Genomic DNA, 25,461 nt, shown 5'->3' on the forward strand with positions numbered 1-25,461 from the left:
ATTAGCGTCGTTTTTTGAGAATGGTTACAACTTTAGTGCTTTGTGTACAACTTTATTGTCCTCGGACATCGCCGCCGTAGATAGCGTCTTCTTCACGCATGCGCTCTTTGATAAAGGCGTGACCGGTTTTGGACATCACCGGCGTGCCGCCTGCCGCTGACACCACATCGACGGTGTTCCAGGAAAGACGCGGGTCATGAATGATTTTCGCACCCGGGTTTTTCTCAAGGAACGCTTCCGCCAGCAGGCCGACAATGTAGTAGCCCTCGATGAACTGCCCTTTCTCGTCGAACAGGAAGCAGCGGTCGAAATCGCCGTCAAAGGCAATGCCCATATCCGCGCCGTGCTCAATCACCGCGTTACGGGTGTCGTCGCGGCACTCCGGCAGCAGCGGGTTAGGAATACCGTTCGGGAAGTTGCCGTCCGGGGTGTTGTGCACTTTGATGAAGGTCACCGGCACGTTCAGCGCTTTAAAGCGGGCTTCCAGGGCATCCACCACCGGGCCGGCCGCGCCGTTACCGGAGTTGATGACCAGCTTCAGCGGCTTGAGGTTCGCCACGTTGATGTAGCCCAGCAGGTGATCGATATACTCTTTTTGCAGGTTGATTTGCTTATAGCTGCCGCGTTTCGCGTCGTTCACCGGCGGGAAATCGTTGGCTTCCGCCAGACGCTGCACGTCGCGCAGGCCGGTGTCGCCGCTGATAGGACGCGCACCTTTGCGCACCAGCTTCATGCCGTTGTAGTCCATCGGGTTGTGGCTGGCGGTCACTTCGATACCGCCGTCCACGCCCAGGTGGAAGGTGGCAAAGTAAATCTCTTCGGTCCCGGAAAGTCCGATATCCAGCACGTCCACGCCCGCGTCCTGCAACCCTTTCGCCAGCGCCAGCTTCAGGGATTCACTGGTCAGACGCACGTCGCCGCCCAGCACGATGGTCTGCGGCTTCAGGTATTCGCCATAGGCGCGGCCAATGCGCCACGCGATATCTTCATTCAGCTCTTCGCCCAGCTTGCCGCGAATATCGTAGGCTTTAAAACAGGTTAATTTTTCCATGATGACCCCTTTTTCAGGCAACAGTCGGCCCTGACCACTAAATGGCCAAATTGATTATTTTGTCATTCGTAGGCCCGGCAAGCGCAGCGCCACCGGGCATATTGCAGAGTGCTACACCCGGCCGTAGCGATCCTGGAAGCGCACGATATCGTCCTCTTCCAGATACGATCCGGAGCGCACCTCAATTAAATCGAGAGGAATTTTCCCCGGGTTCTCCAGACAGTGCGTGGCCCCCAGCGGAATATAGATGGACTCGTTTTCACCCAGCAGTTTGACTTCGCCGTCGATGGTGACTTTAGCCGTGCCCGCCACCACGACCCAGTGCTCGGCGCGGTGATGGTGCATCTGCACCGACAGCCCTTCGCCCGGCTTCACGGTGATGCGTTTCACCTGATAACGCTCACCTGCATCGATGGAGTCATATTTGCCCCACGGACGGTACACTTCGCGGTGAATGTGGTGTTCGTGTCGGCCATCGGCCTTGATTTGCTCGACCACTTTTTTAACGTCCTGCACGGCGTTACGGTCGGCAATCAGCACGGCGTCTTTGGTCTGAACAACCACCAGATCTTTCACCCCAACCGTGGTCACCAGGCCGGACTCGGCGTAGACGTAGCTGTTTTCCGTTTTGTGGCTAATGACATCGCCGTGATGGACGTTACCCTCCGGGGTATGGGCGCTGATCTCCCACAGTGAGGACCAGGAGCCCACATCACTCCAGCCCGCATCCATCGGAACCACAACGGCGTCGGCCGTGCGTTCCATCACCGCATAGTCAATGGACTCTTCCGGGCAGGCGAGGAACGCCTCCTCATCCACGCGGATGAAGTCGAGATCCGGGTCCACCACTGCCATCGCCTTCTCACAGGCATTCAGAATATCCGGACGGTATTTGCGCAGCTCTTCCAGATAGCGCCCGGCACGGAACAGGAACATCCCACTGTTCCAGTAGTACTCACCGCTGGCGACGTAGGCCTGAGCGGTTTCCAGATTCGGTTTTTCGACAAACTGCGCCACATCAAACGCCACGCTGTCGCCTTCGCCAGGCGTCACATTACCGCGGCGAATATAGCCATAGCCGGTTTCTGGCAGATCCGGCACGATGCCGAAGGTCACCAGTTTGCCGCTTTCGGCGTAAGGGATCGCTGCACGCACCGCCTCGCGGAACGCCTCTTCCTGCTGGATAACGTGGTCTGCCGCCAGCACCAGCATCAGCGGGTCACAGTCAGGACTGCTGCGTTTTGCCGCCAGCGCCGCGAGGGCGATAGCAGGCGCGGTATTACGTCCGGCAGGCTCCAGAATGATGTTTTCTGTGAGTTTATTCAGCTGGCGCAGCTGCTCGGCAACAATAAAGCGGTGCTGTTCGTTACAAATCACCACCGGGCTTTCACACTCCACACCGTGCAGACGGTTTACCGTCGTCTGCAGCATGGTGAGGTCACCCTTCAGGCACAGAAATTGTTTTGGATAAAGCACGCGGGACAGTGGCCACAACCGGCTCCCGGATCCACCCGCCATTACGACCGGATACAAAGTGGTTTGACTCATGATTTATCCCCGTATATCTGCAATAAATTGACTCAGCACGTTCTCTTTCTCGAGCGTGCGTTCGGCATATTCACGTGCCACCGTGTTCACTTTTGGCATGGCAAGTGCCTGTTCAATGCCGGTGACCAGTGCCGGGACCGATTCCGGTTCGACGCACACGGCAATCCCCGGATAGCTGTCACACAGCTGGCCTAATTCAGTTTCGGCTTCTGCCGTGATCACCGCGTTGCCGCCCACCGCCAGAATGTTTGTCAGCTTGGAAGGCAACACCGCATCCGCCGCGCCACGTTTTTGTACCACCAGATGGCAGTCGCCCATCTTCAGCAGCGCAGGTAACGCCTCGTAAGACTGAAGCGGGAAGAATTTCACGTTGCTCAGGCCGCGTTCGCTGACCATCTTTTCCAGCCGCGCTTTCCCGCCGCCCTGCCCGACAATCACAAACATCCACGGATGCTCGTTAAGCTGCTGAGCCGCTTCAATCACGCTTTCCAGCCCTTGCTTTTCGCCGATGTTGCCTGAGTAAAGAATGATTTTTTGGTCTTCAGGCAAACCGAGTTGGGCGCGTAGCGTCTGAGCGTCCTGCTCCGTCACGTCGCGAAAACGCGCCACTTCGGACCAGTTCGGGAAGAAGATCACCTTCCGGGCAGGTACGCCCTTCTCCTGCGCCTTGTTCATCATCGAGCGTGAGATGGTCGAAACGTAATCCACGTTATGCAGACCGCTACGCTCAAAGGCGCTGGCGAGCTTCGCCACTTTTCCACCCTTGCCTTTGCCTGCCATCCCCAGGCCCAGCATGGCGTCCACTTCATAATCCTGTATGTGCAGCAGGGTGCGTGCGCCGGAGAGTTTGCCCAGCAGGCGCATGCCCGGCGTGCAAAACAGCGTCGGCACCACACCAATGATGCGATCCGGCTTCCAGCGACGCTGCGCCATCAGCGGGAAAAAACTGCTCAGGGCAAAGCTGCCGAGATGCAGTAGCCGTTTCAGCGTCGAGGGCTGCTTAGGTACATAAAGCGGGCAGCGCCAGACGGTTGCCGCCCCCTCTTCACGACGGTAGCGCCAGCTTGAGTAGCGCTCACCGACTTTCCATTCCGGGTAGTACGGCGGCGCGGTAATGACCCGCACGTCATGTCCCTGGCTCGCCATCCACTCGACCATCTCGCCGGTATATTTTCCGATACCGGTTAATTCCGGCGAGTAGTTAATTCCGTATACGAGGATTTTCATATGCCTGGCACCTCGGCCTGACGATCCGCCAGGAAATACGCCCGACTGTTGTCATGGACGTTCTCGCTTGCCAGAAGCGGCTCCGGTGCCAGCCAGCGGTAGTCGTCATGCTGAGCATCAGGCAGACGCAGGTCTGCCTGAGTCACCTTCAGGCGGAACCCCAGCACGATGTAGTGCGTGGTGAACCCGGTGCCTGAAAAGTTATCGTCATAGAAGTGCTGCCAGACCCCGTAAAACTGGCCCGCCGCCATCGGCAGCTGGAGGCCCAGTTCCGCCAGAGTGAGACGCTCAAACGCATCATGAAGCGTCTCATCCTTCTGCACGCGCCCGCCGGGCACGAACCAGAAGCCCTGTGCAGGACGGTTGGTTCGTTTCCCCAGCAAGAACTCGCCGCGTTCGTTCTCCACGATCAAATCAATCGAGATGAGCGGAGTGGAACGCACCACCGTGGCAAAATCTTCCTGACTTAAAAACATCGTTACCCCCGGAAGCGGTGCTGGTTTTCGAGGAACCACTGGTAGGTGCTGGCCAGCCCCTGCTCCAGTGATACCTCGTGATACCAGCCCAGCTGATGCAGACGGGTCACGTCCAGCAGTTTGCGCGGCGTGCCGTCCGGTTTCGTCGCGTCAAACACCACGCGGCCTTTGTAGCCCACCACCTGCGCGATGGTTTGCGCCAGCTCGCGAATGGTGCAGTCCACGCCGGTTCCCACGTTGATGTGCGACAGCATCGGCTCGGTGTTCTCCTGCCACACTTCGCGATCCAGCTCCATCACGTGAATGCTGGCGGCAGCCATGTCGTCCACGTGCAGGAATTCGCGCATCGGCGTGCCGCTGCCCCACACCACCACATCCGGTGCGTTCTCGGCGGTCGCCTCGTGGAAGCGACGCAGCAGCGCCGGGATCACGTGCGAGTTGCTCGGGTGGAAGTTGTCGTGCGGTCCGTACAGGTTGGTCGGCATCACCGAGCGATAGTCGCGGTTGTACTGACGGTTGTAAGATTCGCAGAGCTTAATCCCGGCAATCTTGGCAATCGCGTAAGGCTCGTTGGTTGCCTCCAGCGTGCCCTGCAGCAGTTCGCTTTCCGCGATCGGCTGTTTTGCCATTTTCGGGTAGATGCAGGATGAACCGAGGAACAGCAGCTTATTCACGTTGTGCAGGTGCGCCGCGTGAATGATGTTGCTCTCAATCATCATGTTCTCGTAGATGAAATCCGCCGGGTAAGTGTTGTTGGCGACAATGCCGCCCACTTTCGCCGCCGCCAGATACACCTGGTCAATGTGTTCGTTAGCAAAGAAGTCCTGCACCGCACGGCTATCGAGCAGGTTCAGCTCGTCGCGCGTGCGGACAACCACTTCTACGTCACCGCGCTGTTCCAGCTGGCGAACAATCGCGGAACCCACCATTCCGCGATGACCGGCGACAAAAATACGTTGTTTTGTCATTCTCAGGACTCCAGCGCGATGGCAACCTCGTAGCCATGAGACTTGAGCAGGGAGTGTTTTTTCGCTGCTTCAAGATCTTTGGCGACCATCTCGGAAACCATCTCCTGCAGAGTGATTTCTGGTTTCCAGCCCAGTTTCTCGTGCGCTTTGGTTGGGTCACCCAGCAGGGTTTCCACTTCAGCAGGACGGAAGTAACGTGGGTCAACCTGAACAATGACGTCGCCTGGTTTCACGCCTGGCGCATCATGGCCGGTTACGGAAACAACGATACCTTTCTCTTCCACGCCGGTACCTTCGAAGCGCAGCTTGATGCCCAGCTGTGCAGCGGCCATCTCAACGAACTGACGTACGGAGTATTGAACGCCGGTTGCGATCACGAAGTCTTCTGGCTGTTCCTGCTGCAGCATCATCCACTGCATTTTCACGTAGTCTTTCGCATGGCCCCAGTCACGCAGGGAGTCCATGTTGCCGAGGTGCAGGCACGATTCCAGCCCCTGGGCGATGTTCGCGATAGCGCGGGTGATTTTACGGGTAACGAACGTTTCACCGCGACGTGGGGATTCGTGGTTGAACAGAATGCCGTTACAGGCATACATGCCGTAGGATTCACGGTAGTTCACGGTGATCCAGTAGGCGTACAGTTTTGCGACCGCATACGGAGAACGTGGGTAGAACGGCGTGGTCTCTTTCTGTGGGATTTCCTGCACCAGACCGTACAGCTCAGAGGTAGAGGCCTGATAGAAACGGGTTTTCTTCTCCAGACCCAGGAAGCGAATCGCTTCCAGCAGACGCAGAGTACCCATGGCGTCAACGTCAGCGGTGTATTCCGGGGATTCGAAGGAGACCGCCACGTGGCTCATCGCGCCCAGGTTGTACACTTCATCCGGCTGCACTTCCTGCAGGATACGGGTCAGGTTGGAGGTATCGGTCAGGTCGCCGTAGTGCAGGTGGAATTTCGGGTTTGCCGCGTGAGGATCCTGATAAATATGATCGACACGTTCGGTGTTGAACGAAGAGGCACGACGTTTAATACCGTGTACTTCATACCCTTTTTCCAGCAGGAACTCTGCCAGATAAGAACCATCCTGCCCGGTAACGCCGGTGATGAGAGCGACTTTAGACATGTTTATATTCCTCTACTTATGAATTTAATCAGTTTCAACGCGTTCGCGTATCACCACTGCGGGGTTGCCACGGCAAACTTTATTTGCCGGTAGCGATTTAAAAACGCTGCTGCGGGCACCCACTACCGTGCCATCGCCAACAGAAACACCTGGTGCAACAAAAACATCCGTTGCCAGCCAGCATTTTTCACCAATCACAATAGGCGAAGCGGTAATATCAAAATGCTGACTCATAAAATCGTGGCTGCCGGTGCACAAATAACACTTCTGTGACACCACCGAATTTGCGCCAATCGTAATTTCGCCAAGGGTATATAACACCGCGTCATCCCCTACCCAGGCGTAATCCCCAAGCGTTAATTTCCAGGGGTAGGTAATTTTTACCGAAGGTCGAATGACTACGTTTTTTCCGATTTTTGCGCCAAACAGACGCAATAAGAATGCTCGCCAGCGGTACAATATTTGTGGTGACCAGGCAAATAACGTTGCCTGAACGGCCCACCACAGCTGCACTTTAATACCGTTGCCGCCCCGAAAGCCTTTCGGCACGGAGAAACCCTTCAAATCCTGCATTGCGTTTCCTTATATTCAGGCTTTGTTATATAAGGTTTTCGTTTTACCTGTCGTCCGCAGGCGCAATAAATAAGACAATTCCGCCCAGAACCCCGGCACGCGTAATATTTTGCGCTGCACGTTTTTGGCATCCTGGCACAATTCCAGATTATTCGATGTTGACACGCCACCCATTGAGAATTCAGAGACCAGCCCTTTAATTCGGCGGAACGGATAGCCTGATTTATACAGGCTGGCGGCCAGGGCATAATCCGATGACACTTTATACTGCAAATCGTATGGCTGTTTTTTCAGACCGTTTACCGGGAAGAAAATGGCCTGATGGCTGGCGGGCAAACTGTGGTAGATATACCAGCCTGGCTTTGCGCTGCGGCACACTTTATGCCCATCACCAAAATCAAGCAGTGCATCGCCAATATACATGGCCTCCTCTTTCTGACGCGCCAGCTGACGGGCAAACAGCGCCACGTCATCATGGAAAACATCGCCAGAATTGAGGAAGATGGCATAACGACCCTGGGCCATGTTAATGCCCTTGTTCATCGCATCGTAAATGCCTTTATCTTTCTCGCTGATGTAACGTAAGTTGAACTCGCCGTTGAGTTTTTCCAGAAACTCCGCCGTGCCATCGTTCGAGCCGCCGTCGACCACAATCCACTCAAAAGTGAGGCTTGGATCGCGCGCCAGGTTGCGCAGCGAGCGCCAGGTTTTTACCACCCCTTCGTAATTACGAAAAGCGACAGTAATGACGCTAAGAAACATAAATCACCTCATTTCGTCATACGTTCGTAATATTAAGCGCTTTGCGCAAAATAAACGGACAGACAATCAAGAAAGCATATTCCGGGCTAAATATTGACCCGGTAAAAAACAGCGACACCGGTGTAAACAGATAAAGTTGCACGCGAAAGTTCTGGTTATCACCAAACGCGTTAATCATCATTTTGAAAACTTTAAACAGATACCACAGCGTCAACAGTACGGCGAACCACGAAAAATAAATAATTAACAGATACAGACCATTGTCTATGGTTTTACCGACATCCGCACCGTTAAAGATTCCGAATGATGCAACATATTCGTAAAGTGAGCCGAATCTTACTACACCATCAATATGGGTTAAGGAATAACCCACCATCACCAGCGGACCAATGATGCGATAATAGGACGATGAGCCTTCTGTTCCCAAATCTCCCAGACGTTCTGAGATGTACGGGAACGCAAATATCACGCCGACCAAAAATACCGTCAGGGAGATAATCGCCAGCGGCAGTTTTTTCTTAATCGCATCTTTGTTCAGGTACTGGAACGCCCACTCCAGCAGGTAAAACAGGATAAATGTCATTACCCCTGAGAACGATCCAGACAGAACAATTCCTGCAAGAATCATAGCATCGGTCTTAGGTGTTTTGATACCAAACTGTTTGATGCTGAGCCAAATTGAGATTAACGCCAGAGCGAAGAACGCCGGTTCAAAATAGAGGGCAGTGGTACGTTTTCCGCCAAACTTAATGAAGTTCAATACATAGCTGTTGCTGTAAATGAGATATTTCGAAATTATCTCCATCAGGCTGCTGCCACCGGTGAGAATAATTTGCGCCATTTCCAGTGCAGCAAGCATAACAATTAACGCAACGGCAATATAAAAGAACCTGAGGATTTTCCGATAATTGTGCGGAGAAATCGTTTTAAACCGAATACTCCAGACCATGCCGATAATAATGACAATATAGACAAACAGCATGGTGGAGGTGACGTATTTACTGGCATCCAGTGACTGACCAAAGATGTAGTTAAACAGCGTCAGGCCCGTGCCCAACCCCAGGGCAATCATCAGCTTCTTCAGGTTGATTTTATCGACATACAGCAAAAGCAGAACGGGCAAAAAGGTGACGATGGTTATCGGGAAGCTTTCGCCAAGCTGGGCAATTTTGACGTTGACCAGCAGGTAGATCAGCGGCAGCAGCAGATAACTACAGATTCTGATAGAACGAGACATACTCCTCCAGCATCTGTTGTCCACTGTAGGCCTTGCGGCTGCGGTTGCGGAACGATTCCAGGTCAGTACCAAAAACAGTCTCAGCGATCTGCGCTTTCGGCATCTGCACCAGCGGCAGCACTTCCTTTTCCGAGAACGTTTTACCGCCCGACTTTTCCAGCACTTCACGCGCGGCATCGCTGTGGGTGGCAATCACCGGCACGCCGATGGAAAGCGCTTCGCAGAGGATCAGCGGGTAGTTATCCACGCGGGAGCTGAACACCAGCGCATCCATGCCGTTCAGCGCGCTCATCAGTTTGCGCTTGTCGGTTTCAAAACCGTGGTTCACGACGTTCACCCCTTCGAACGGGGAAAACTTGCCGAAGGTATGCAGTTCAATCTTGTCACCGAGCGCCATCATGTCGCGCACCAGCTGCTGGTTGGTTTTGCCGTCGTAACGCAGGTCATGCGCAACGATGGCGATTTTCGGCTTACCCGCGGTGTCCGCCACCGGCGTCAGCTCAGCCAGAATGGCTTCCGTCGCCACGTCGATACCGTTGTTGATAATCTGGCAGCGCCCTGCCCCGTAAAGGCTGTTGAAGGCATCGGCCACGTGCTGACTCGGGGAGATAAACGTGCAGCCGAGCGAGAGCATGTCGCGGAACAGTTTGCGCTTACCGGTCACCAGCTGGTGAGCACGATCCACTTTCACCGGCGGGTAGTTGCTTAACGTCGGGCATTTCTGGCAGTTATCCTTCCAGCCTTCGCAGCCGTCGGTAAAGGCGCAGCGTCCGGTCACGCTCCAGTGATCGTGCAGCGTCCAGACGAAGCGTGTATCAGGCTTGTGCGCCTGCACCTTCTGACAAAACGCCACCACCTCTTCCAGATTCAGCCAGTAGCTGTGCAGGACGTGGAAATGCAGCACAACCGGGCCCGTGGTTCGGGTCACAGTGCGATAAAGATTATTCAGGTTGCCAAACAGATCGCGGTTAAACAGGCGGAACAAGGCAATGTTGGCCATCGAGGTCAGACGCGGCGTGTGCTTTTGCACCTGCGGGAAGTTATCGTGACTGACGCTTTTCTTGCCGCCTTTGCCGTAGCCATAAATAAAACGAGACTGAAGTCCTTTTTGCAGTGCGCGCTGGTGCAGATCCAAGGCCACGCCTGCCGCTCCGCCTTCAGCGAGGCGGACGTTAAATTGCAGAATGTTCATTTAATCACCTTCACGCGGGCCTTTTCTCCCACCACCAGCGCGTTGTCCGGAATGCTGTCCAGCACCACGCTGCCCGCACCAATCGTCACGTTGTTACCGATGGTAATGTCACCAATGATCACCACGTTCGCGCCCAGCTCGACGTTATTGCCGATAACCGGGCAGGCCAGGCTGTCTGGCCCTCGGTTGCCAATGGTGACCGCATGACGAATGGTGAAATCATCCCCGGCAACCACGAACTTATTGATCACCACCGCATAGCCGTGGTGAATGGTAAAGCGGCGGCCAATGGTGGCAGCGGCCTGAATTTCATAACCAAAAAAGCATTCAGTAATAATGCGGTACAGCACCAGAACCGGCGCTGCCCAAAGGTTGTTCAGCACGTTTTTCTTGCGCCACACCGAACAAAAATGCGCGATACGGTACGCCAGGACCATGCAGCATGGGCGCAGGCTCCAGCTGTTTGCGCGGCAATCTTCAAGAAACATTATTTCCCCCGAAGTCCATCAGCCAGACGTTTGCCGTTACGGACGGACAGCAGCGTCAGCAGCGTGCGCCAGTTCATGCGCTTATTGCGGATCTGATAGAGGGTAAAGAGCTGATACTTCCGGCTGGCACGGTCGAACTTGTCCTTGTGCTTGCGGTAAAAATGGAAGTAGCCCGAGAACTTCTTCGGCGAGGAGGTAATTTGCATCTCCCCGTGATTGATGTGCAGGATCTGCGTGGCCTCTTCCACTTTCCACGGTTCGCCATACTCAACCACCATCCGCAAGAAGATGTCGTAATCCTGCGCGGCTTTCAGTTCGGTATCGAACAGGCACTCCTTAAAGCGCCATGCCCAGGTGAAAACCTGATTGCCGATAATGTTGCGCTTGTAGAACAGGCGGCGAGAATAGGGTGATTTCGGGTACAGCGGCAGACTGGCAGGCTGCGAATAGACTTCACCCTGACAGACATAGTCGTTGGCATACAGGAACGCATGCGTCACCAGCTGTGCTTTATGTGAAAGGAAGACAGACAGTCGGTTCGGGGTCCATTCGTCATCGTCGTCGATGCCGGTCAGATACTGCCCTTTGGCCTGCATAATCGCCTGGTTACGCACCGCGCATGCCCCGGAGTTAATCGGGTTATGGGTGTACATCACGCGCGGGTCATTGAGATCGGTGACAAATTTTTGCAGCTGTTCATACGAAGAAGAACAGTCATCCACGATGATCAGTTCCCAGTTGTCATAATCCTGACGTAACACCGACTTGATTGCGCGGATCGCCAGCTGCTGACGATTCCATGTCGGCATATAGATAGAAATCAAAGGGCGTTGTGTGGTCATTTCTTTCTCCTACCCCTCACCCCGGCCCTCTCCCCTGTGGGGATAGGGTGAAAGCGGCACCGAACAGTCCCCTCTCCCCTCAGGGGAGAGGGTTAGGGTGAGGGGTGTAAGGGTATGTTTTGGCTGTTATTTACTGTCAGACTTATATTCGTACTCGTAATAACCGTAATCCTGATACCCGGTCGCGCGGCGGAAGATGGAGTTCAGGATCACCCCTTTCACCTCAATCCCGTTCTGCTCGAAGCGGCTCAGGCTGGTTTCCACTTCTTTCAGGGTGTTCACCGCGTAACGTGCCACCATCAGGGTGGTACCCGCATGGCGACCTACCACGGCGGCATCGGTCACGGCCAGAATCGGCGGCGTATCGATCAGCACCAGGTCATAGTGTTTGCTCGCCCACTCAATCAGCTGGGTGAAGCGTTCGCTCATCAGCAGTTCCGACGGGTTAGGCGGTATCTGACCACGAGGGATCAGATCGAATCTCGGAATCGAGGTCGGCTTGGCGCTCTGGCTAATCTCCCCCTGCCCCAGCAGGATTTCCGACAGACCGTTAACGTTGTTGGTGCCCAGCAGCTCGTGGGTATAACCCTTGCGCATATCGCAGTCGATTAGCAGCACGCGTTTGTTGGTCTGGCTGACGACGGCCGCCAGGTTGGCGCAGACAAAGGTCTTACCGATTGACGGACTGACACCGGTTAACATCAGGACGTTGTTTTTGGCCTGCATCATGGCGAAGTGCAGGCTGGTACGCAGGCTACGTATCGCTTCAATCGCCAGGTCCGTCGGGTTACCCACGGCCAGCAACTGGCTCTGTTTGTATCGCTTAACGCCTTTAATGGTTTTGACGCTGTCACGGGATTTTTGCCACTCGGAAAGCGGGATGCTGGCATAGACGTTGATACCACTCTCTTCCAGCGCCTGCGGGCTTTCGATTCCGCGGTTGAACAGCGAGCGCAGCAGCACACCGACAATGGAGAGCATCAGGCCGAGAATAATGCTGCCGAGAACGATCAGCGCTTTCTTCGGCTTCAGCACGCCCGGCTGGGTAATCGCCGGGTCGACGATGCGCACATCACCCACGGTACTGGCTTCGGTGATTTTCAGCTCCTGCTGTTTGTTCAGCAGCTGCATGTACACCTGCTGACCAGATTCCACGTCGCGGGTCAGACGTACAATTTCCTGCTGCGTTTTCGGCATCGCGGTTACGCGGTCGTTCAGCTTCGCCTTCTCTTCTTCAAGCGTGCGACGTTTTTCCAGCAGCGTCCGGTAGGCCGGGTGGCGTTTGGTGTACAGCTTGGAAATCTCCGCCTCTTTGAAGGTCAGCTCGTTGAGCTGGGCGTCGATGTTAACCATTGAATCAAGAACAGACTTCGCCTCCAGCGGCAGGTCGACAGAGTCTTTATCCTGACGGTAAGCGTTCAGTTTATTCTCGGCATCATCCAGACGGGCCCGCACTTCCGGGAGCTGTTTAGCAAGGAAAGCCAGGCTTTTCGCCGCTTCCGCCGACTTACGCTCAACGTTCTGCTCAAGATAGTTGCGGGTGATGCTGTTCAGGATGTCGCGGATTTGATCTTTATCTTCACCGGTAAAGGTCATGCTCAGCACGCCGGTGTCCTTACCGTTTTCAGTCACGGTGAGGTTGTTTTGCAGATTGTTGATCATTCCCAGCGTGGAGAATTTGGTCACGGTGAACTCGCCGCCCTCCTGGGCATGAATGGCGCTCACCATCATGCTGACGCCATCTTTCGTCAGCATCTGGCCCACTTCGCCGCGGGCGCTGAATCCCGCATCGCTGGTCAACTGGTACTGTTTCGGACCCAGCACCGTCAGGGTAAAGGTTTGATCGCCCGCCCCTTTCGGCAGCACAAAGTCAGTCACCTTTACCGTATCGTTGCTTCGTCCCATCAGGCGATCCCAGCCGGCACCAAAGATCGGGAAGGTATTTTTGGTGACGGAGATATCGAGACCGAGGTCGTGAACCGTTTTCCCCAGTACCAGACGTGACTGAATCAGCTGAATTTCAGCGTCGGATGCCGGTGGTTTGTTCGCCAGCGCAGAGCCAATATCCTGCACCAGCGAGTTGCCGGTATTTTGCTCAATCTGCACCAGCGCGTCGGCGCTGTAGATAGGCGTGGCGAACAGCGTGTAGACGACGGCTGCCGCGGCAAACACAGCGGTAATGCCAAGCACCCACCACTTTGCCTCGATAACCGTGCCGACCAGGCGACCAATATCAATTTCATCACTGCCCGAAGTCGGGGCGGCAGAAGGTCTTGTTTTTTCTGTCATTGTTATCCCTGCTGAGCTTTCAGTGCCTGCGCCCACTGTTGGGCAGACTGGTCAAGTAAGGTGTAAACCGCCTCGAAGGCCTCATGGCTTTTGCGATACGGATCGGGGATTTCGCGTTCATTGTCCCAGTGACCAAACAGCATCACCTTGCCGCGCATCTCCGGTGCGATATCGCATAGCGCATGAATATGGCGTTTTTCCATTGCCAGGATCAGGTCATATTCCCGGCACATGCGGCCGGTGACCTGGCGGGCAATATGCCCGTCAAGGGAGAGGTTATGATCGCGGGCCACGCTCGTTGCGCGCTCATCGGCCGATTTACCGACCAGCGCGCCAAGGCCTGCGGACTCGACGGTCAGTTCAGGCTGGTAGTGTTTCAACAACCGCTCTGCCGTCGGGGAACGGCAAATGTTCCCCACGCATACCACCAGAATTTTGTTAAACATCGCGGATTACCAGGTATGAATGTCGCGCGCCGTATCCGTCATGTAGCGAACGCCACTGATGGTTGGCAGCAACTGGTTGATCAGACGGTTCCAGCGGGCAACCGGCGCGGTAGTGACATACACCACATCGTATGGCTGGAGGCGGAACGACGTTGCCATCACCAGCGAGGTGGCGTCGGACATATCGAGCTGGTAAATGTTGGCAATCTTGCCTTTGTTGCTGGCGTCGTCCTTAAGTGGGCGAATCACGAAGATACCGCTGGCGTTGGAGGAGGTCAGATCGATGCCTTCCGCATTGCCCAGCGCTTCGGTCAGCGTCATGCCGCTGAAGTCCATTTTGAGGGTGCTCTGTTTCTTCACTTCACCCATCACGAAGACTTTTAGATCGTCATTGCGCGGTACGTAGAGAATATCGCCCGGATAGAGCAGGCGGTTCTGGGTCAGATCGCCGTTTTGCATCAGCGCCTGCAGTGAGATGCGCTGCTCTTTGCCGTTGTGGGTCAGGACCACGTTGCGCCAGTCGGCACCGTCGGTTAACCCGCCTGCGGCGTTAATGGCATCCAGAACGGTTAACGGTACGTTGGTGATGGCCTGCTGGCCGGATTTATTGACCTGGCCGGAAATGTAGGCTTTTTGCGAGCGGAATGCGGCAATATTAACGTCCACCTGCGGATCGGCGATGTACTGCGCTAAGCGGCCGGTAATATCACTCCGGATCTCGGCAAGGGTTTTCCCGGCAACATGGACTTTACCAATGTAGGGGTAGAACATCGTGCCATCTGACTGTACCCAGTTCCCGGTGTCGCTTGAGCTACGGTACTGGCCCGCAGGCGTGGTCAGTTCAGGGTGGTCCCAGACGGTCACGTTGATCACGTCACCCGGCCCCACGCGATACTGATAAGCGGCGATTTCCTGGTCCAGAGACATATTCGGCTGAGCAACATTCGGACGTGGGCGTAATTGTTCGACCAGACGTGGCGTAAGTGGATAAACATTCACCATTTTGTCGAGATCAAAATCGGCATCCTGTTGCTTGATCACATCCTTACCCATTGTTGACATATTGCTGCCGGGAAAGACCGTGCAACCACTCATCAAGGTCACAGACACCAATAATGGCATCAATTTCATTTTGGATTTCATCATTGATTATTTATCACTTTGGCAGAGTAATTATCCTGTGCAATTTAAATAAGCTTGGGTCGTATTGGGTTTCAGCATGCAGTTAATCAAATAGAAATATAACTGGCATCAGTCCTAAAAAAAGCTTATTCATCCATTGGCTATTGACAGAATAACCGAGGCTGATTCACACGCTTTCAGGCACGCTACCGCCCTTGGCTTTCAGTTACCAATCCACTGACTAAACAATGTGTTATGGATAGACACCCTCTTGAGCAAGGCCTACTGGAAATATATCAGCCGGGTGAGACACCCAACGGATAATGAATAACCATCCCGGAAGACCAAAACAAAAATAGCAACAACAAGATTTAACATTTGATGCTGGGAGAATTGTTGCAGCTAACCTAATAGCAGGCAAGGAGACAACTGTCCTAATATCTGTTTTTAAGATTAATATTAAGAGCAAAGTTTTAACCTTTTAGGATTTTCTTTATATTGACAAAACGGGAGTGAAAACCATTATCTGCGATATATCCTAAAATGTTCTCTTTATAATTAAATATACGTATTTTGCTTATTTACACCCCGATGAGTTTGCTCTCTTTTAAGCGTTTCGTATTAAGAGAAATCTCAGCCCGGCATTGCAATTTTCCCCGGCTTTATCCATGATCGAAGTGTGACAATCGTCATATAACAGAAGGTATTGCTATTACTATGGAATGGATTGCCGATCCATCAATCTGGGCCGGGCTGGTGACGCTGGTCGTCATCGAATTAGTGCTCGGGATTGATAATCTGGTCTTTATTGCCATCCTCGCTGAAAAACTGCCCCCTTCCCAGCGCGAGCGCGCGCGCGTAACGGGCCTGCTGCTGGCGATGGTGATGCGTTTACTGTTGCTGGCCTCTATCTCCTGGATGGTCACACTCACGCAACCGCTGTTTTCCGTTCACGGCCTCAGCTTTAGCGCCCGCGATCTGATCATGCTCTTCGGCGGGTTGTTCCTGCTGTTCAAAGCCACGGTAGAGCTCAATGAACGGCTCGAAGGTAAAGACAGCGAGAACCCGACCCAGCGACGTGGCGCGAGATTCTGGCCGGTGGTAGCGCAAATAGTGGTGCTGGATGCCGTCTTCTCCCTGGATTCGGTGATCACCGCCGTCGGGATGGTGGACCATCTGGCCGTTATGATGGCAGCGGTGATTATCGCCATCACGCTGATGGTGATGGCGAGCAAGGCACTCACCCGCTTTGTGAACAGCCACCCGACCATCGTGATCCTCTGCCTGAGCTTCCTGCTGATGATTGGCTTTAGTCTGGTGGCCGACGGTTTTGGCTTCCACATTCCGAAAGGCTATTTGTACGCCGCCATTGGTTTCTCCGTCATGATTGAAGCGCTTAACCAGCTGGCGATATTTAACCGCCGCCGCTTCCTTTCCGCTAATCAGACCCTGCGTCAGCGCACGGCCGACACCGTTATGCGCCTGCTGAGCGGTAAAAAAGAGGATGCAGAGCTGGACGCCGAATCTGCTGCCATGCTGGCCGATCACAGCGACGGGCAGATCTTTAACCCGCAGGAGCGCCTGATGATTGAGCGAGTGCTTAACCTTAATGAGCGCACGGTCAGCAGCATCATGACTTCCCGGCATGACATTGAGCATATCGATCTGACGGCACCCGAAGAGCACATCCGCGCCCTGCTGGATAAAAACCAGCACACGCGCGTGGTGGTAACCGGCGGTGAAGAGGAAGAAGAATTACTGGGCGTCGTGCACGTTATCGACCTGCTCCAGCAGCAGCTGCACGGGGAGGCGCTCAATCTACGCGCCCTGGTACGCCAGCCCCTGGTCTTCCCGGAAGGATTGCAACTGCTCTCTGCCCTTGAGCAATTCCGGAATGCGCGAACGCACTTTGCCTTTGTGGTGGATGAGTTTGGTTCGGTTGAAGGGCTGGTCACGCTCAGCGACGTGATGGAAACCATTGCCGGTAATTTGCCAAACGAAGTGGATGAGATTGATGCCCGCCATGATATTCAGAAAAACGCCGACGGCTCGTGGACGGCCAACGGCCATATGCCGCTGGAAGACCTGGTGCAGTATGTGCCGCTGCCGCTGGATGAAAAGCGGGAGTACCACACCATTGCGGGCCTGCTGATGGAATACTTACAGCGTATCCCGCAGCCAGGTGAAGAGGTTCAGGTGGGTGACTATCGGCTTAAAACGCTGCAGATTGAAAACCATCGCGTGCAGAAAGTGCAGCTCATTCCACTGCGGGATGAGGAAGAACTGGATTTTGAGGTGTAGGTAAAAGCAAAACGGCAACCCCGTTGCCGTTTTTTGTGTTTGCACCCGGCAAAAACAGCATCAAAGCTTATCCAGCAGTTTCTTCACATCCTTGCCGTTCTGGGAATCTTTATTACGATCTGCCCAGCTATTAAGCCGACGTTTCGCTTCATCCTGCAGATGCTTACGCAGGATCTGATCCACCTGAAGGCTGTAATTCAGCGCCTGCCATTTACCATAGACGCTAAGCGGCACTGGCGTCTCTTTCAGGAAATCAATCAGCTTACTTTCGCCCTGCCAGCCGGAAAGTACCCGGACGTTAAAGCGCGTGTCCGCCGTCTCTTTGACCAGATCCAGCGAGCCTTCTCCGGTCAACGACAGCATAGAAGAGGTTCCCTGCATAGCTGCCAGCGTCAGTTGCCCGTTATCCAGCGTCAGATCCGTGGAGAAACTGTCGAGGCGCGTGACGCTATCGTAGTTTTCCTGCGCTTTGACGTCACTGCTGCGCTCCACTGCCTGCTGTACCAGCTGCTGGAAGTTAAGACCTTCCATACGGGAGTCTTTCAGATCCACGTGCGCCTCGCCCTGCCATTCACGGCGGAAAGCTTCGGCATCAATTTTTGTGCCTGAGAAATCCCCCGCCAGCGTCAACTGCCCTGTCAGGGATATCGGATAGTTAAAGGCTTTAAGGATGGTACCAATCTCAACGTTGTCGAGACGCGGCTGGAATTGCGCGCGGGTTTCGTCCTTACGCACGTCCAGCGTGCCAGGCAGTGAAAGATGCCCTGCCCCCATTTTGCCGCTCAGCTCGGAGATCACCAGCAACCCGTTGTGGTTAAACATCTGGCCGCTCACGTCGGTGAAGTCCATACCGCGCCAGCGCAGGCTGTTGGCTTTCAACAGGATATCGGCCGTGAATCCGCGAAGGGCGTTATAGTCAGGTTGATCAAGATTCGACGAGATAACCGGACGCGACACCGGCGGCTGGCTTTGTCCTGTCTGCACAGCATCGCTGTCCGTTGTGCCAGCCGGTAGCGGCGGCAGGATGTTCTCCAGGTTGAGCTTGTCAAACTGCAGGTTCAGCACCCATTTCGGCTTCTCTTCGAGCGTGACGCTCGCCTGCCCCTTCAGGCTGCTGTCATTGGCCTGCAGGTTGAGGTTATCCAGCTCCAGCTGTTTTTGTTCTTCGCGCCAGACGGCCTGCATCGTCCCCTGCCCGGTGATCCCCTGGGTCGGAAGATCTGCGCCCATGAGCTGCCAGTTGAGCTGCTGAATATCGGCCGTCAGCTGATGGGGATAATCTGACGCATTGACCCTGGCATTTAGCGAGAGGGTCAGATCGCGCTGGTCGCGATTCATTCGCCCGCTGAATTCCAGCGACGCAAGATGATGCGCATCCTGTTCCATCTGCAGATTAATATTGCGAACCGTAACCTGCTCTTGATCCTCATGCTGGAATACCAGCACGCTATCGGCAACTTTCAGTTTGGCAATATCAAAGGACCAGCCCGTATCGGACGGCTCATCCGGTAAGGTATTCTCACGCGGTGCAACCGGCGCATTCGCGTTGCGCACGGCTTCAGTCTGCTGGGTAAGCTGTATGACCGCCCCTTTGAGCATCACCTGGTTTACCTGCAACTGGTGAGAAATGAGGGGGATGAGCGCCACATCCAGACGCATATTGTCCGCAGACACGATCGGCTGGGCAGCGCCCGGTGCCGTTAACGACATGCGGCCAGAGAGAATGCTGAGCTGTGGCCAGACGTGCCAGCGTAGCGGCCCGTCGAGCTTCAGTTGGTAACCACTGCGCGCCTCGACCTGCCGCACCATGTAAGCGCGGAAATCGTTAGGGTTAACCAGCAGAACCAACGCCGAAAGGCCAGCAACCAGCACGACCAGCAAAATCATCAGCGTTGTCAGAACTCTTCTCATGGCATCCTCAATGGACTAACGATCAGTCTTTATCAATACGGCTGGCAACCGCACCCTGCTGGTCGCGGTATTTTGCGTCCTGCCGGCGGTTATAAGGCCTGTCTGCCGGGCCGGTTAGCGGTTCAAAGCTTAACGCACCAATCATCATGCCGGGGCGCAGCGCCAGCGGCAGTTTGCCGGCGTTGAAGAACTCCAGCACGATACGGCCCGACCAGCCGGGATCGATACGGTGCGCGGTCACGTGCACCATCAGCCCCAGACGGGCCAGAGAAGAACGGCCGTCCAGCCAGCCGACGAGGTCAGCAGGCAGGGTCACGGATTCGAACGTCACCGCCAGCGCCAGTTCACCTGGATGCAAGTAAAAAGCGTCACCTTCGTCAATGACGATTTCGTCACTCATCACGCGATCGAGCGCCGCGCTGACTTCATCCTTCGGCCCGCTGAGGTCGATGAACGGTGCAGTATGGCCACTAAAGGTGCGGAATTTATTCCCCAACCGTACATCAACGGTCACCCCATTGATACGCTCTACAGGAGGACGTGGGGTAATAGACAAACGGCCTTCATCCAGCCAGGCTTCAATATCGCGATCACAAAGACGCATGGCACTTTCTCCTTTCATGCATCGACCCCTGAGACCTTAACATCTCAGGGTAAAACCAGGTTATCTCTGAACGGTACACAATTCGCGCGGCTTATTCAAAAAACTGGCTGATTTTCGCTTTTAAGATATCAATGGCAATGCGGTTTTTGCCTCCGCGCGGCACGATGATATCGGCGTATTGTTTGGAGGGCTCAATAAACTGCAGGAACATCGGACGGACCGTTTTCTGGTATTGCGCCATGACGGAATCCATCGAACGGCCGCGCTCGTTAACGTCTCGCTTGATGCGGCGCATCAGGCAAATATCCAGCGGGGTATCGACGAAAATCGAAAAGTTCATCGATTCACGCAGGCGAGCATCGGTCAGGAGCAGGATACCTTCAAGGATAATCACCTTTTTCGGCTCGATGCGGATCGTCTCCTGGGTGCGGGTGTGTTCTACGTAACTGTAAACGGGCAGCTCAATTGCCTGGCCGCTTTTTAGGGCTTCTAAATGCTGGAACAGTAAACTGTGATCCATTGCATTCGGGTGGTCATAGTTGGTTTTTACGCGCTCTTCCATCGACAGATGGGATTGATCTTTGTAATAGCTGTCTTCGGGAATGACGCCGATGTGCTCATCACCTACTTGTTCACGCAGTTCGCGATAAAGCGTACTGGCAATTAGACTTTTACCTGAAGCCGATGCGCCGGCGATGCCTATAATGACGCACTGATGAGACTTATCAGTCATAAATTTAGCGACCTGATTAACCTGGATGTTAAGGAAGGACGACGCCGGAGCGTCAAACGCGGCAATTATAGGGATTTCGCGGGCGTGATACCAGTCGAAAGCGCAGGTAATGCGAGACAGCCTGTAAAGTTGCGAATTGTTCCCTGAGTGAAATTTTAATGCGCGTTTTTTCAGCGTTTCACAGCGATTTTTTAACCTGTAACTATTTAATAAGTCTATGATGTCAAATTATGAGCAGTCGCCATATGAATTGTAAATTGTTTGTACTAGCATAAACCAAATTATCAAATTCACTCGTACGGACTTCTCTCCTGACGGCACGGCGTCTCTGGATAAAGCGGTAATGAATAAACAATACCAGCGGGTTTTGGTTACCACCCCACATCCTTTATTACGACTTGTCTGTCTGGGCCTGGTCACCTTTATCTTTACCTTATTTTCGCTGGAGCTTACCCGCTTCGGCACCCTGCTGGCGCCGCTCTGGTTCCCCACCGCCATCATGATGGTGGCGTTTTACCGCCACGCGGGAAAAATGTGGCCGGGCATTGCCCTGGCCTGTTCGTTCGGCAATATTCTGGCCTCGTGGATGTTGTTCTCGTGGGGGGCGATTAACCTCACCTACACCGCCATAAATGTGATTGAGGCCGTCGTCGGTGCATTACTACTGCGCAAACTGCTCCCGTGGTATAACCCGCTGCAAAATTTAAGTGACTGGATCCGTCTGGCGATGGGCAGCGCGCTGGTGCCGCCGCTGGTAGGCGGTATTCTGGTGATTTTTCTGGTTCCCGGTCCTGAGCCACTGCGCGATTTCATTGTGTGGGTGTTATCTGAATCCATTGGCGCGCTGGCACTGGTGCCGCTGGGATTACTGTTTAAACCCCACTACCTGCTGCGCCACCGTGATCCGCGACTGCTGCTGGAAACGCTGCTCACAATGGCCGTGACGTTGGCCCTGAGTTGGGCAGCCATCACCTGGCTTCCATGGCCATTTACCTGCGTGATCGTCCTGCTTATGTGGAGCGCCGTGCGCTTACCGCGAATGGAAGCGTTCCTGGTGTTTCTGGTCACCGTGATGGTCGTGTCCCTGATGATTGCCCATAACCCTGAGGCGCTGACCACCCAACACGAAGGGCCGATGATCAACGCGCCCTGGCTGCCGTTCCTGATGCTGCTTCTCCCGGCGAACGTGATGACCATGGTGATGTATGCCTTCCGTGCCGAACGCAAACACATCACTGAAAGCGAAGCGCGTTTTCGTAATGCGATGGAGTATTCCGCCATCGGGATGGCGTTAGTCAGCATTGAGGGGCAGTGGCTACAGGCCAACAAAGCGCTGTGCAATTTCCTCGGTTACAGCCAGTCCGAACTACAGTCACTCACCTTCCAGCAGCTCACCTGGCCGGAAGATTTGCACACCGACCTCGAACAGCTGGAGCAGCTGGTCAACGGCGACATCAACACCTATACCCTTGAAAAGCGCTATTACACGCGCAACGGTGAAGTGGTCTGGGCGCTGCTTGCCGTCTCCGTTGTGCGCCATACCGACGGCTCGCCGCTCTATTTTATCGCCCAGATTGAAGACATTAACGACCTGAAGCAGACCGAGTGGGTCAACAAACGCCTGATGGAGCGCATTACGCTGGCCAACGAAGCGGGCGGCATCGGCATCTGGGAGTGGGATCTGGAGCCTGACATCATCAGCTGGGATAAGCGGATGTTCGAACTGTATGAAATCCCGCCGCACATCAAGCCCACCTGGCAGCTCTGGCACGACACGATGCTGCCGGAAGACCGCGCCCATGCAGAACAGGTGCTGCGGGATTCACTGATCTCACGTCTGCCGTTTAAGCTGGAATTCCGTATCCGCGTGAAGGAAGGCGTACGCCATATTCGCTCCCTGGCAAACCGGGTGTTGAATAAAGAGGGTGAAGTCGAGCGTTTGCTTGGCATCAACATGGACATGACCGAGGTTAAGCAGCTTAACGAGGCGCTGTTCCAGGAAAAAGAGCGTCTGCATATCACGCTCGACTCCATCGGCGAAGCCGTGCTCTGTACCGATATCGACATGAACGTCACCTTTATGAACCCGGTCGCCGAGAAGATGAGCGGCTGGCTGCAAACCGAGGCTATCGGCCAGCCGGTTCTCAAGGTATTACACATCACGTTTGGGGAGCGAGGGCCGCTGATGGAGAACATCCACAGCGGGGATATGTCACGCTCAGATATCGACCAGGACGTGGTGCTGAACTGCCGCACGGGTGGAGCGATTGACATCCATTACAGCATTACGCCACTCAGCACGCTGGATGGACAAAGTATCGGCTCGGTTATCGTTATTCAGGATGTCACCGAGTCGCGCAAAATGCTGCGTCAGCTGAGTTACAGCGCGTCGCACGATGCCCTGACCCACCTGGCAAACCGGGTCAGCTTTGAAAACCACCTCAAACGACTCCTGCAAACGGTTCGTGAGACGCGGCAGCGTCATGCGCTGGTCTTTATCGATCTGGACCGCTTCAAAGCCGTCAATGATACCGCAGGCCATGCGGCGGGCGATGCCCTGCTGCGGGAACTCTCTTCCATGATGTTAACCATGCTGCGCTCCAGCGATGTGCTGGCGCGTCTGGGGGGTGATGAGTTTGGGCTGTTGCTGCCGGACTGCAATATTGAGAGCGCACGCTATATCACCGGTCGTCTGGTCCATAGCATCAACGACTATCACTTTATGTGGGAAGGCCGCCTGCATCGAATTGGCGCCAGCGCCGGGATCACGCTGATCGATGAACATAACCACCTGGCATCAGAAGTGATGTCACAGGCGGATATTGCCTGTTATGCCTCGAAAAACAGCGGGCGCGGCATCGTGACGGTTTACGAACCGCAGCAGGAGCGGGATCACAGCACGCGCAGCATGATGTCGCTGGACGAACAATGGCACATGATCAAAGACAATCACCTGATGATGATAGCCCGCAGCGTCGCCTCCCCTCGCATACCGGAGAGCTGTAATTTCTGGCTGATTTCGCTGCGCCTGTGGACCAGCCAGGGCGAAGTCCTGGAGGAACACGCCTTCCGTTCTGGCCTGGCAGAGCCGGAACTGCTGCACGCCCTCGACAGACGCATCTTTAGCGACTTCTTCCGGACATCTGCCGCCAGGATCGCCAGTAAAGGCATGGGGATCGCATTGCCGCTTTCGGCAGCCGGTTTAGCCAGCGTGACGCTGGTCGACGAACTTCTCGATCTTCTTGATAAAAGCCCAATGCCGGGCCGTCTGCTGCATCTGGTGATCCCTGCCGGCGTGGTGTGTGATTCGGATGAGAATCTGCAGCGGGGTTTACAAAAGCTTCGCCAGGCGGGCTGCCGCGTGATCCTCAGCCAGATAGGCCGCGACATGGACATTTTCACCCACCTGAGTCCGAACATGGCCGATTACCTGATGCTGGATGCCGAAGTCGTGAGCAACGTCTATGGCAACCTGATGGATGAGATGATGGTGACCATCGTTCAGGGCCATGCCCAGCGTCTGGGGATGAGAACCATCGCAGGCCCCTGCAACCAGCCCATCATGATGGATACGCTTTCCGGCATTGGCATTGATTTTATCTATGGTGACACCATCGCCGAGCCGCAGCCGCTGGATCTACTGCTCAACACCAGTTATTTCGCCATCAACTGACGGCGCCCAGCCGTCGGTATACCAGATGTGCAGCAGCGCGTAGGAACGCCACGGCTGCCAGCGCTCGGCATAGCGACGAATTTGCGCAGGCGTCATTCCGGCGAAACGTTGCTTAATCAGATAATCATCCGGAAGAAACACATCTTTCGCCTGCCAGCCGCGAAGGGCGAGGTAATTTGCCGTCCAGCGGCCAATACCCGGCCGTTGTTGTAACGCCTTCATGCCTGCCTCAACGTCCTCAGGCGGCGTGAGCGGAAACGTCCCGTCGACGACCGACTGTGCCAGATGAATCAGCGATTCCGCGCGTTTGACCGGCATCCCGAGCGCTTTGAGCGCCAGCGGGTCGGCAGCCGCCAGGGCTTGTGGGGAGGGAAAGCAGACATAGCCCGGCGCATCCTTGACCGGCTCGCCGCACAGGGCGACAACGCGTGAAGCCAGTTTCGCCGCCATCGCCACGCTGACCAGTTGACCCAGAATGGCCCGCACGCCCTGTTCGTAGGCATCCATCGCCCCGGGCAAACGCAGGCCTGGCCGCGCGGCGCCGAGATCGCCCAAAGTCCGGTGGACGTCCTGCGGATCGCAGGCAAGATCGAACAGACGCCCGATACGCTCAAGGCAAAGTCCGGCCACCGGCGTTAACCCCGGGCTCAGCGTGACCTGTAGCGTATGGGTTTGCGTGTCCGGCGTAACGCGGAAGATCCCCTGACGCCCTTCACAGGCAAAACTGCGCTCGTAATAGCTTTCCGTGACCGTCTCAACCCCCGCCACCGCACGGGCGCCAAGAAAGCCAAACATCCATTGCCAGTCGTAAGGGGGGTGCCAGGTCAGGGTATACATTGTCGCTCCTTTTTTGTTCCCCTCAGGATAAACTGAAAAAGCGTGTTACGCCTTGCT

General features: G+C 54.9%; 20 protein-coding genes and 1 pseudogene. 2 read left to right on the forward strand and 19 right to left on the reverse strand.

Going from position 1 to position 25,461, the window contains the following annotated elements; translation table 11 throughout:
- Nucleotides 1-64 precede the first annotated feature (64 nt).
- From cpsG to ACOTXR_RS08010, 15 genes and pseudogenes are all read right to left on the reverse strand, one after another.
- Nucleotides 65-1,051 (reverse strand): annotated as a pseudogene (gene cpsG / locus ACOTXR_RS07940) (colanic acid biosynthesis phosphomannomutase CpsG); the annotation flags it as partial.
- Nucleotides 1,052-1,162: 111 nt separating this feature from the next.
- A complete protein-coding gene (cpsB, locus tag ACOTXR_RS07945) occupies nucleotides 1,163-2,599 on the reverse strand; it encodes a mannose-1-phosphate guanyltransferase (RefSeq protein ID WP_014884498.1) in 1,437 nt (478 codons plus the stop codon).
- Nucleotides 2,600-2,602: 3 nt separating this feature from the next.
- The gene (gene wcaI / locus ACOTXR_RS07950) at nucleotides 2,603-3,826 is read right to left on the reverse strand and encodes a colanic acid biosynthesis fucosyltransferase WcaI (protein ID WP_014884499.1); all 1,224 of its coding nucleotides are present in this window, start codon (nucleotides 3,824-3,826) and stop codon (nucleotides 2,603-2,605) included.
- Entirely contained in the window at nucleotides 3,823-4,302 is a 480-nt protein-coding gene (locus ACOTXR_RS07955) for a GDP-mannose mannosyl hydrolase (protein WP_014884500.1), read from the reverse strand. The genes wcaI and ACOTXR_RS07955 overlap by 4 nt, the downstream gene beginning before the upstream one ends.
- A gap of 2 nt (nucleotides 4,303-4,304) precedes the next feature.
- A complete protein-coding gene (gene fcl, locus ACOTXR_RS07960; RefSeq protein WP_014884501.1) occupies nucleotides 4,305-5,270 on the reverse strand; it encodes a GDP-L-fucose synthase in 966 nt (321 codons plus the stop codon).
- Nucleotides 5,271-5,272: 2 nt separating this feature from the next.
- Nucleotides 5,273-6,394, reverse strand: coding sequence for a GDP-mannose 4,6-dehydratase (gene gmd / locus ACOTXR_RS07965; protein WP_014884502.1), 1,122 nt, complete (start codon nucleotides 6,392-6,394; stop codon nucleotides 5,273-5,275).
- A gap of 24 nt (nucleotides 6,395-6,418) precedes the next feature.
- Nucleotides 6,419-6,967 carry a colanic acid biosynthesis acetyltransferase WcaF gene (gene wcaF / locus ACOTXR_RS07970; RefSeq protein WP_023330881.1) on the reverse strand — a complete coding sequence of 183 codons (549 nt, stop codon included), beginning with the start codon at nucleotides 6,965-6,967 and terminating at the stop codon, nucleotides 6,419-6,421.
- Between the two features lie 15 nt (nucleotides 6,968-6,982).
- Nucleotides 6,983-7,729, reverse strand: coding sequence for a colanic acid biosynthesis glycosyltransferase WcaE (wcaE, locus tag ACOTXR_RS07975; protein WP_023330882.1), 747 nt, complete (start codon nucleotides 7,727-7,729; stop codon nucleotides 6,983-6,985).
- 16 nt (nucleotides 7,730-7,745) lie between these two features.
- Nucleotides 7,746-8,966 carry a colanic acid polymerase WcaD gene (gene wcaD, locus ACOTXR_RS07980; protein WP_014884505.1) on the reverse strand — a complete coding sequence of 407 codons (1,221 nt, stop codon included), beginning with the start codon at nucleotides 8,964-8,966 and terminating at the stop codon, nucleotides 7,746-7,748.
- A complete protein-coding gene (wcaC, locus tag ACOTXR_RS07985; RefSeq protein WP_058691075.1) occupies nucleotides 8,941-10,158 on the reverse strand; it encodes a colanic acid biosynthesis glycosyltransferase WcaC in 1,218 nt (405 codons plus the stop codon). Before wcaC ends, wcaD begins: the two co-directional genes overlap by 26 nt.
- Nucleotides 10,155-10,646, reverse strand: a complete 492-nt coding sequence (wcaB, locus tag ACOTXR_RS07990) for a colanic acid biosynthesis acetyltransferase WcaB (protein WP_014170825.1) — start codon at nucleotides 10,644-10,646, stop codon at nucleotides 10,155-10,157. The genes wcaC and wcaB overlap by 4 nt, the downstream gene beginning before the upstream one ends.
- A complete protein-coding gene (gene wcaA, locus ACOTXR_RS07995; RefSeq protein ID WP_014884507.1) occupies nucleotides 10,646-11,488 on the reverse strand; it encodes a colanic acid biosynthesis glycosyltransferase WcaA in 843 nt (280 codons plus the stop codon). Before wcaA ends, wcaB begins: the two co-directional genes overlap by 1 nt.
- 126 nt (nucleotides 11,489-11,614) lie before the next feature.
- On the reverse strand, nucleotides 11,615-13,777 hold the full coding sequence (gene wzc, locus ACOTXR_RS08000) for a tyrosine-protein kinase Wzc (RefSeq protein WP_014884508.1): 2,163 nt from the start codon (nucleotides 13,775-13,777) through the stop codon (nucleotides 11,615-11,617).
- A gap of 2 nt (nucleotides 13,778-13,779) precedes the next feature.
- On the reverse strand, nucleotides 13,780-14,223 hold the full coding sequence (gene wzb, locus ACOTXR_RS08005; RefSeq protein WP_047344793.1) for a low molecular weight protein-tyrosine-phosphatase Wzb: 444 nt from the start codon (nucleotides 14,221-14,223) through the stop codon (nucleotides 13,780-13,782).
- 6 nt (nucleotides 14,224-14,229) lie between these two features.
- A complete protein-coding gene (locus ACOTXR_RS08010) occupies nucleotides 14,230-15,369 on the reverse strand; it encodes a polysaccharide export protein (protein WP_014884510.1) in 1,140 nt (379 codons plus the stop codon).
- A gap of 693 nt (nucleotides 15,370-16,062) precedes the next feature.
- On the opposite strand from ACOTXR_RS08010, the gene ACOTXR_RS08015 reads away from it, so the two are divergent.
- Entirely contained in the window at nucleotides 16,063-17,646 is a 1,584-nt protein-coding gene (locus ACOTXR_RS08015) for a TerC family protein (RefSeq protein WP_421767014.1), read from the forward strand.
- A gap of 60 nt (nucleotides 17,647-17,706) precedes the next feature.
- Here ACOTXR_RS08015 and asmA read toward each other — a convergent pair whose 3' ends face one another.
- The 3 genes from asmA to udk form a co-directional block, all read right to left on the reverse strand.
- Entirely contained in the window at nucleotides 17,707-19,557 is a 1,851-nt protein-coding gene (gene asmA / locus ACOTXR_RS08020) for an outer membrane assembly protein AsmA (RefSeq protein WP_058691076.1), read from the reverse strand.
- Nucleotides 19,558-19,579: 22 nt separating this feature from the next.
- Entirely contained in the window at nucleotides 19,580-20,161 is a 582-nt protein-coding gene (gene dcd / locus ACOTXR_RS08025) for a dCTP deaminase (protein ID WP_014884513.1), read from the reverse strand.
- Between the two features lie 91 nt (nucleotides 20,162-20,252).
- Entirely contained in the window at nucleotides 20,253-20,894 is a 642-nt protein-coding gene (gene udk, locus ACOTXR_RS08030; protein WP_008500855.1) for a uridine kinase, read from the reverse strand.
- 343 nt (nucleotides 20,895-21,237) lie between these two features.
- Between udk and ACOTXR_RS08035 the strand changes: the two genes are divergently transcribed.
- Nucleotides 21,238-24,567 (forward strand): diguanylate cyclase, encoded by a 3,330-nt coding sequence (locus ACOTXR_RS08035; protein WP_257269743.1) that lies wholly within the window; start codon nucleotides 21,238-21,240, stop codon nucleotides 24,565-24,567.
- Here ACOTXR_RS08035 and alkA read toward each other — a convergent pair.
- A complete protein-coding gene (gene alkA, locus ACOTXR_RS08040) occupies nucleotides 24,532-25,404 on the reverse strand; it encodes a DNA-3-methyladenine glycosylase 2 (protein ID WP_047027439.1) in 873 nt (290 codons plus the stop codon). The genes ACOTXR_RS08035 and alkA overlap by 36 nt on opposite strands.
- Between the last annotated feature and the right edge of the window lie 57 nt (nucleotides 25,405-25,461).

The organism is Enterobacter cloacae complex sp. IR53030 (genome assembly GCF_049238365.1).
GTDB lineage: Bacteria > Pseudomonadota > Gammaproteobacteria > Enterobacterales > Enterobacteriaceae > Enterobacter > Enterobacter kobei.

Excerpts from the sequence above, each read along its gene's own strand:
- cpsB (WP_014884498.1), bottom strand. The coding sequence starts at position 2,599 with ATGAGTCAAACCACTTTGTATCCGGTCGTAATGGCGGGTGGATCCGGG.
- wcaI (WP_014884499.1), bottom strand. The coding sequence starts at position 3,826 with ATGAAAATCCTCGTATACGGAATTAACTACTCGCCGGAATTAACCGGT.
- ACOTXR_RS07955 (WP_014884500.1), bottom strand. The coding sequence starts at position 4,302 with ATGTTTTTAAGTCAGGAAGATTTTGCCACGGTGGTGCGTTCCACTCCG.
- fcl (WP_014884501.1), bottom strand. The coding sequence starts at position 5,270 with ATGACAAAACAACGTATTTTTGTCGCCGGTCATCGCGGAATGGTGGGT.
- gmd (WP_014884502.1), bottom strand. The coding sequence starts at position 6,394 with ATGTCTAAAGTCGCTCTCATCACCGGCGTTACCGGGCAGGATGGTTCT.
- wcaF (WP_023330881.1), bottom strand. The coding sequence starts at position 6,967 with ATGCAGGATTTGAAGGGTTTCTCCGTGCCGAAAGGCTTTCGGGGCGGC.
- wcaE (WP_023330882.1), bottom strand. The coding sequence starts at position 7,729 with ATGTTTCTTAGCGTCATTACTGTCGCTTTTCGTAATTACGAAGGGGTG.
- wcaD (WP_014884505.1), bottom strand. The coding sequence starts at position 8,966 with ATGTCTCGTTCTATCAGAATCTGTAGTTATCTGCTGCTGCCGCTGATC.
- wcaC (WP_058691075.1), bottom strand. The coding sequence starts at position 10,158 with ATGAACATTCTGCAATTTAACGTCCGCCTCGCTGAAGGCGGAGCGGCA.
- wcaB (WP_014170825.1), bottom strand. The coding sequence starts at position 10,646 with ATGTTTCTTGAAGATTGCCGCGCAAACAGCTGGAGCCTGCGCCCATGC.
- wcaA (WP_014884507.1), bottom strand. The coding sequence starts at position 11,488 with ATGACCACACAACGCCCTTTGATTTCTATCTATATGCCGACATGGAAT.
- wzc (WP_014884508.1), bottom strand. The coding sequence starts at position 13,777 with ATGACAGAAAAAACAAGACCTTCTGCCGCCCCGACTTCGGGCAGTGAT.
- wzb (WP_047344793.1), bottom strand. The coding sequence starts at position 14,223 with ATGTTTAACAAAATTCTGGTGGTATGCGTGGGGAACATTTGCCGTTCC.
- ACOTXR_RS08010 (WP_014884510.1), bottom strand. The coding sequence starts at position 15,369 with ATGATGAAATCCAAAATGAAATTGATGCCATTATTGGTGTCTGTGACC.
- ACOTXR_RS08015 (WP_421767014.1), top strand. The coding sequence starts at position 16,063 with ATGGAATGGATTGCCGATCCATCAATCTGGGCCGGGCTGGTGACGCTG.
- asmA (WP_058691076.1), bottom strand. The coding sequence starts at position 19,557 with ATGAGAAGAGTTCTGACAACGCTGATGATTTTGCTGGTCGTGCTGGTT.
- dcd (WP_014884513.1), bottom strand. The coding sequence starts at position 20,161 with ATGCGTCTTTGTGATCGCGATATTGAAGCCTGGCTGGATGAAGGCCGT.
- udk (WP_008500855.1), bottom strand. The coding sequence starts at position 20,894 with ATGACTGATAAGTCTCATCAGTGCGTCATTATAGGCATCGCCGGCGCA.
- ACOTXR_RS08035 (WP_257269743.1), top strand. The coding sequence starts at position 21,238 with ATGAATAAACAATACCAGCGGGTTTTGGTTACCACCCCACATCCTTTA.
- alkA (WP_047027439.1), bottom strand. The coding sequence starts at position 25,404 with ATGTATACCCTGACCTGGCACCCCCCTTACGACTGGCAATGGATGTTT.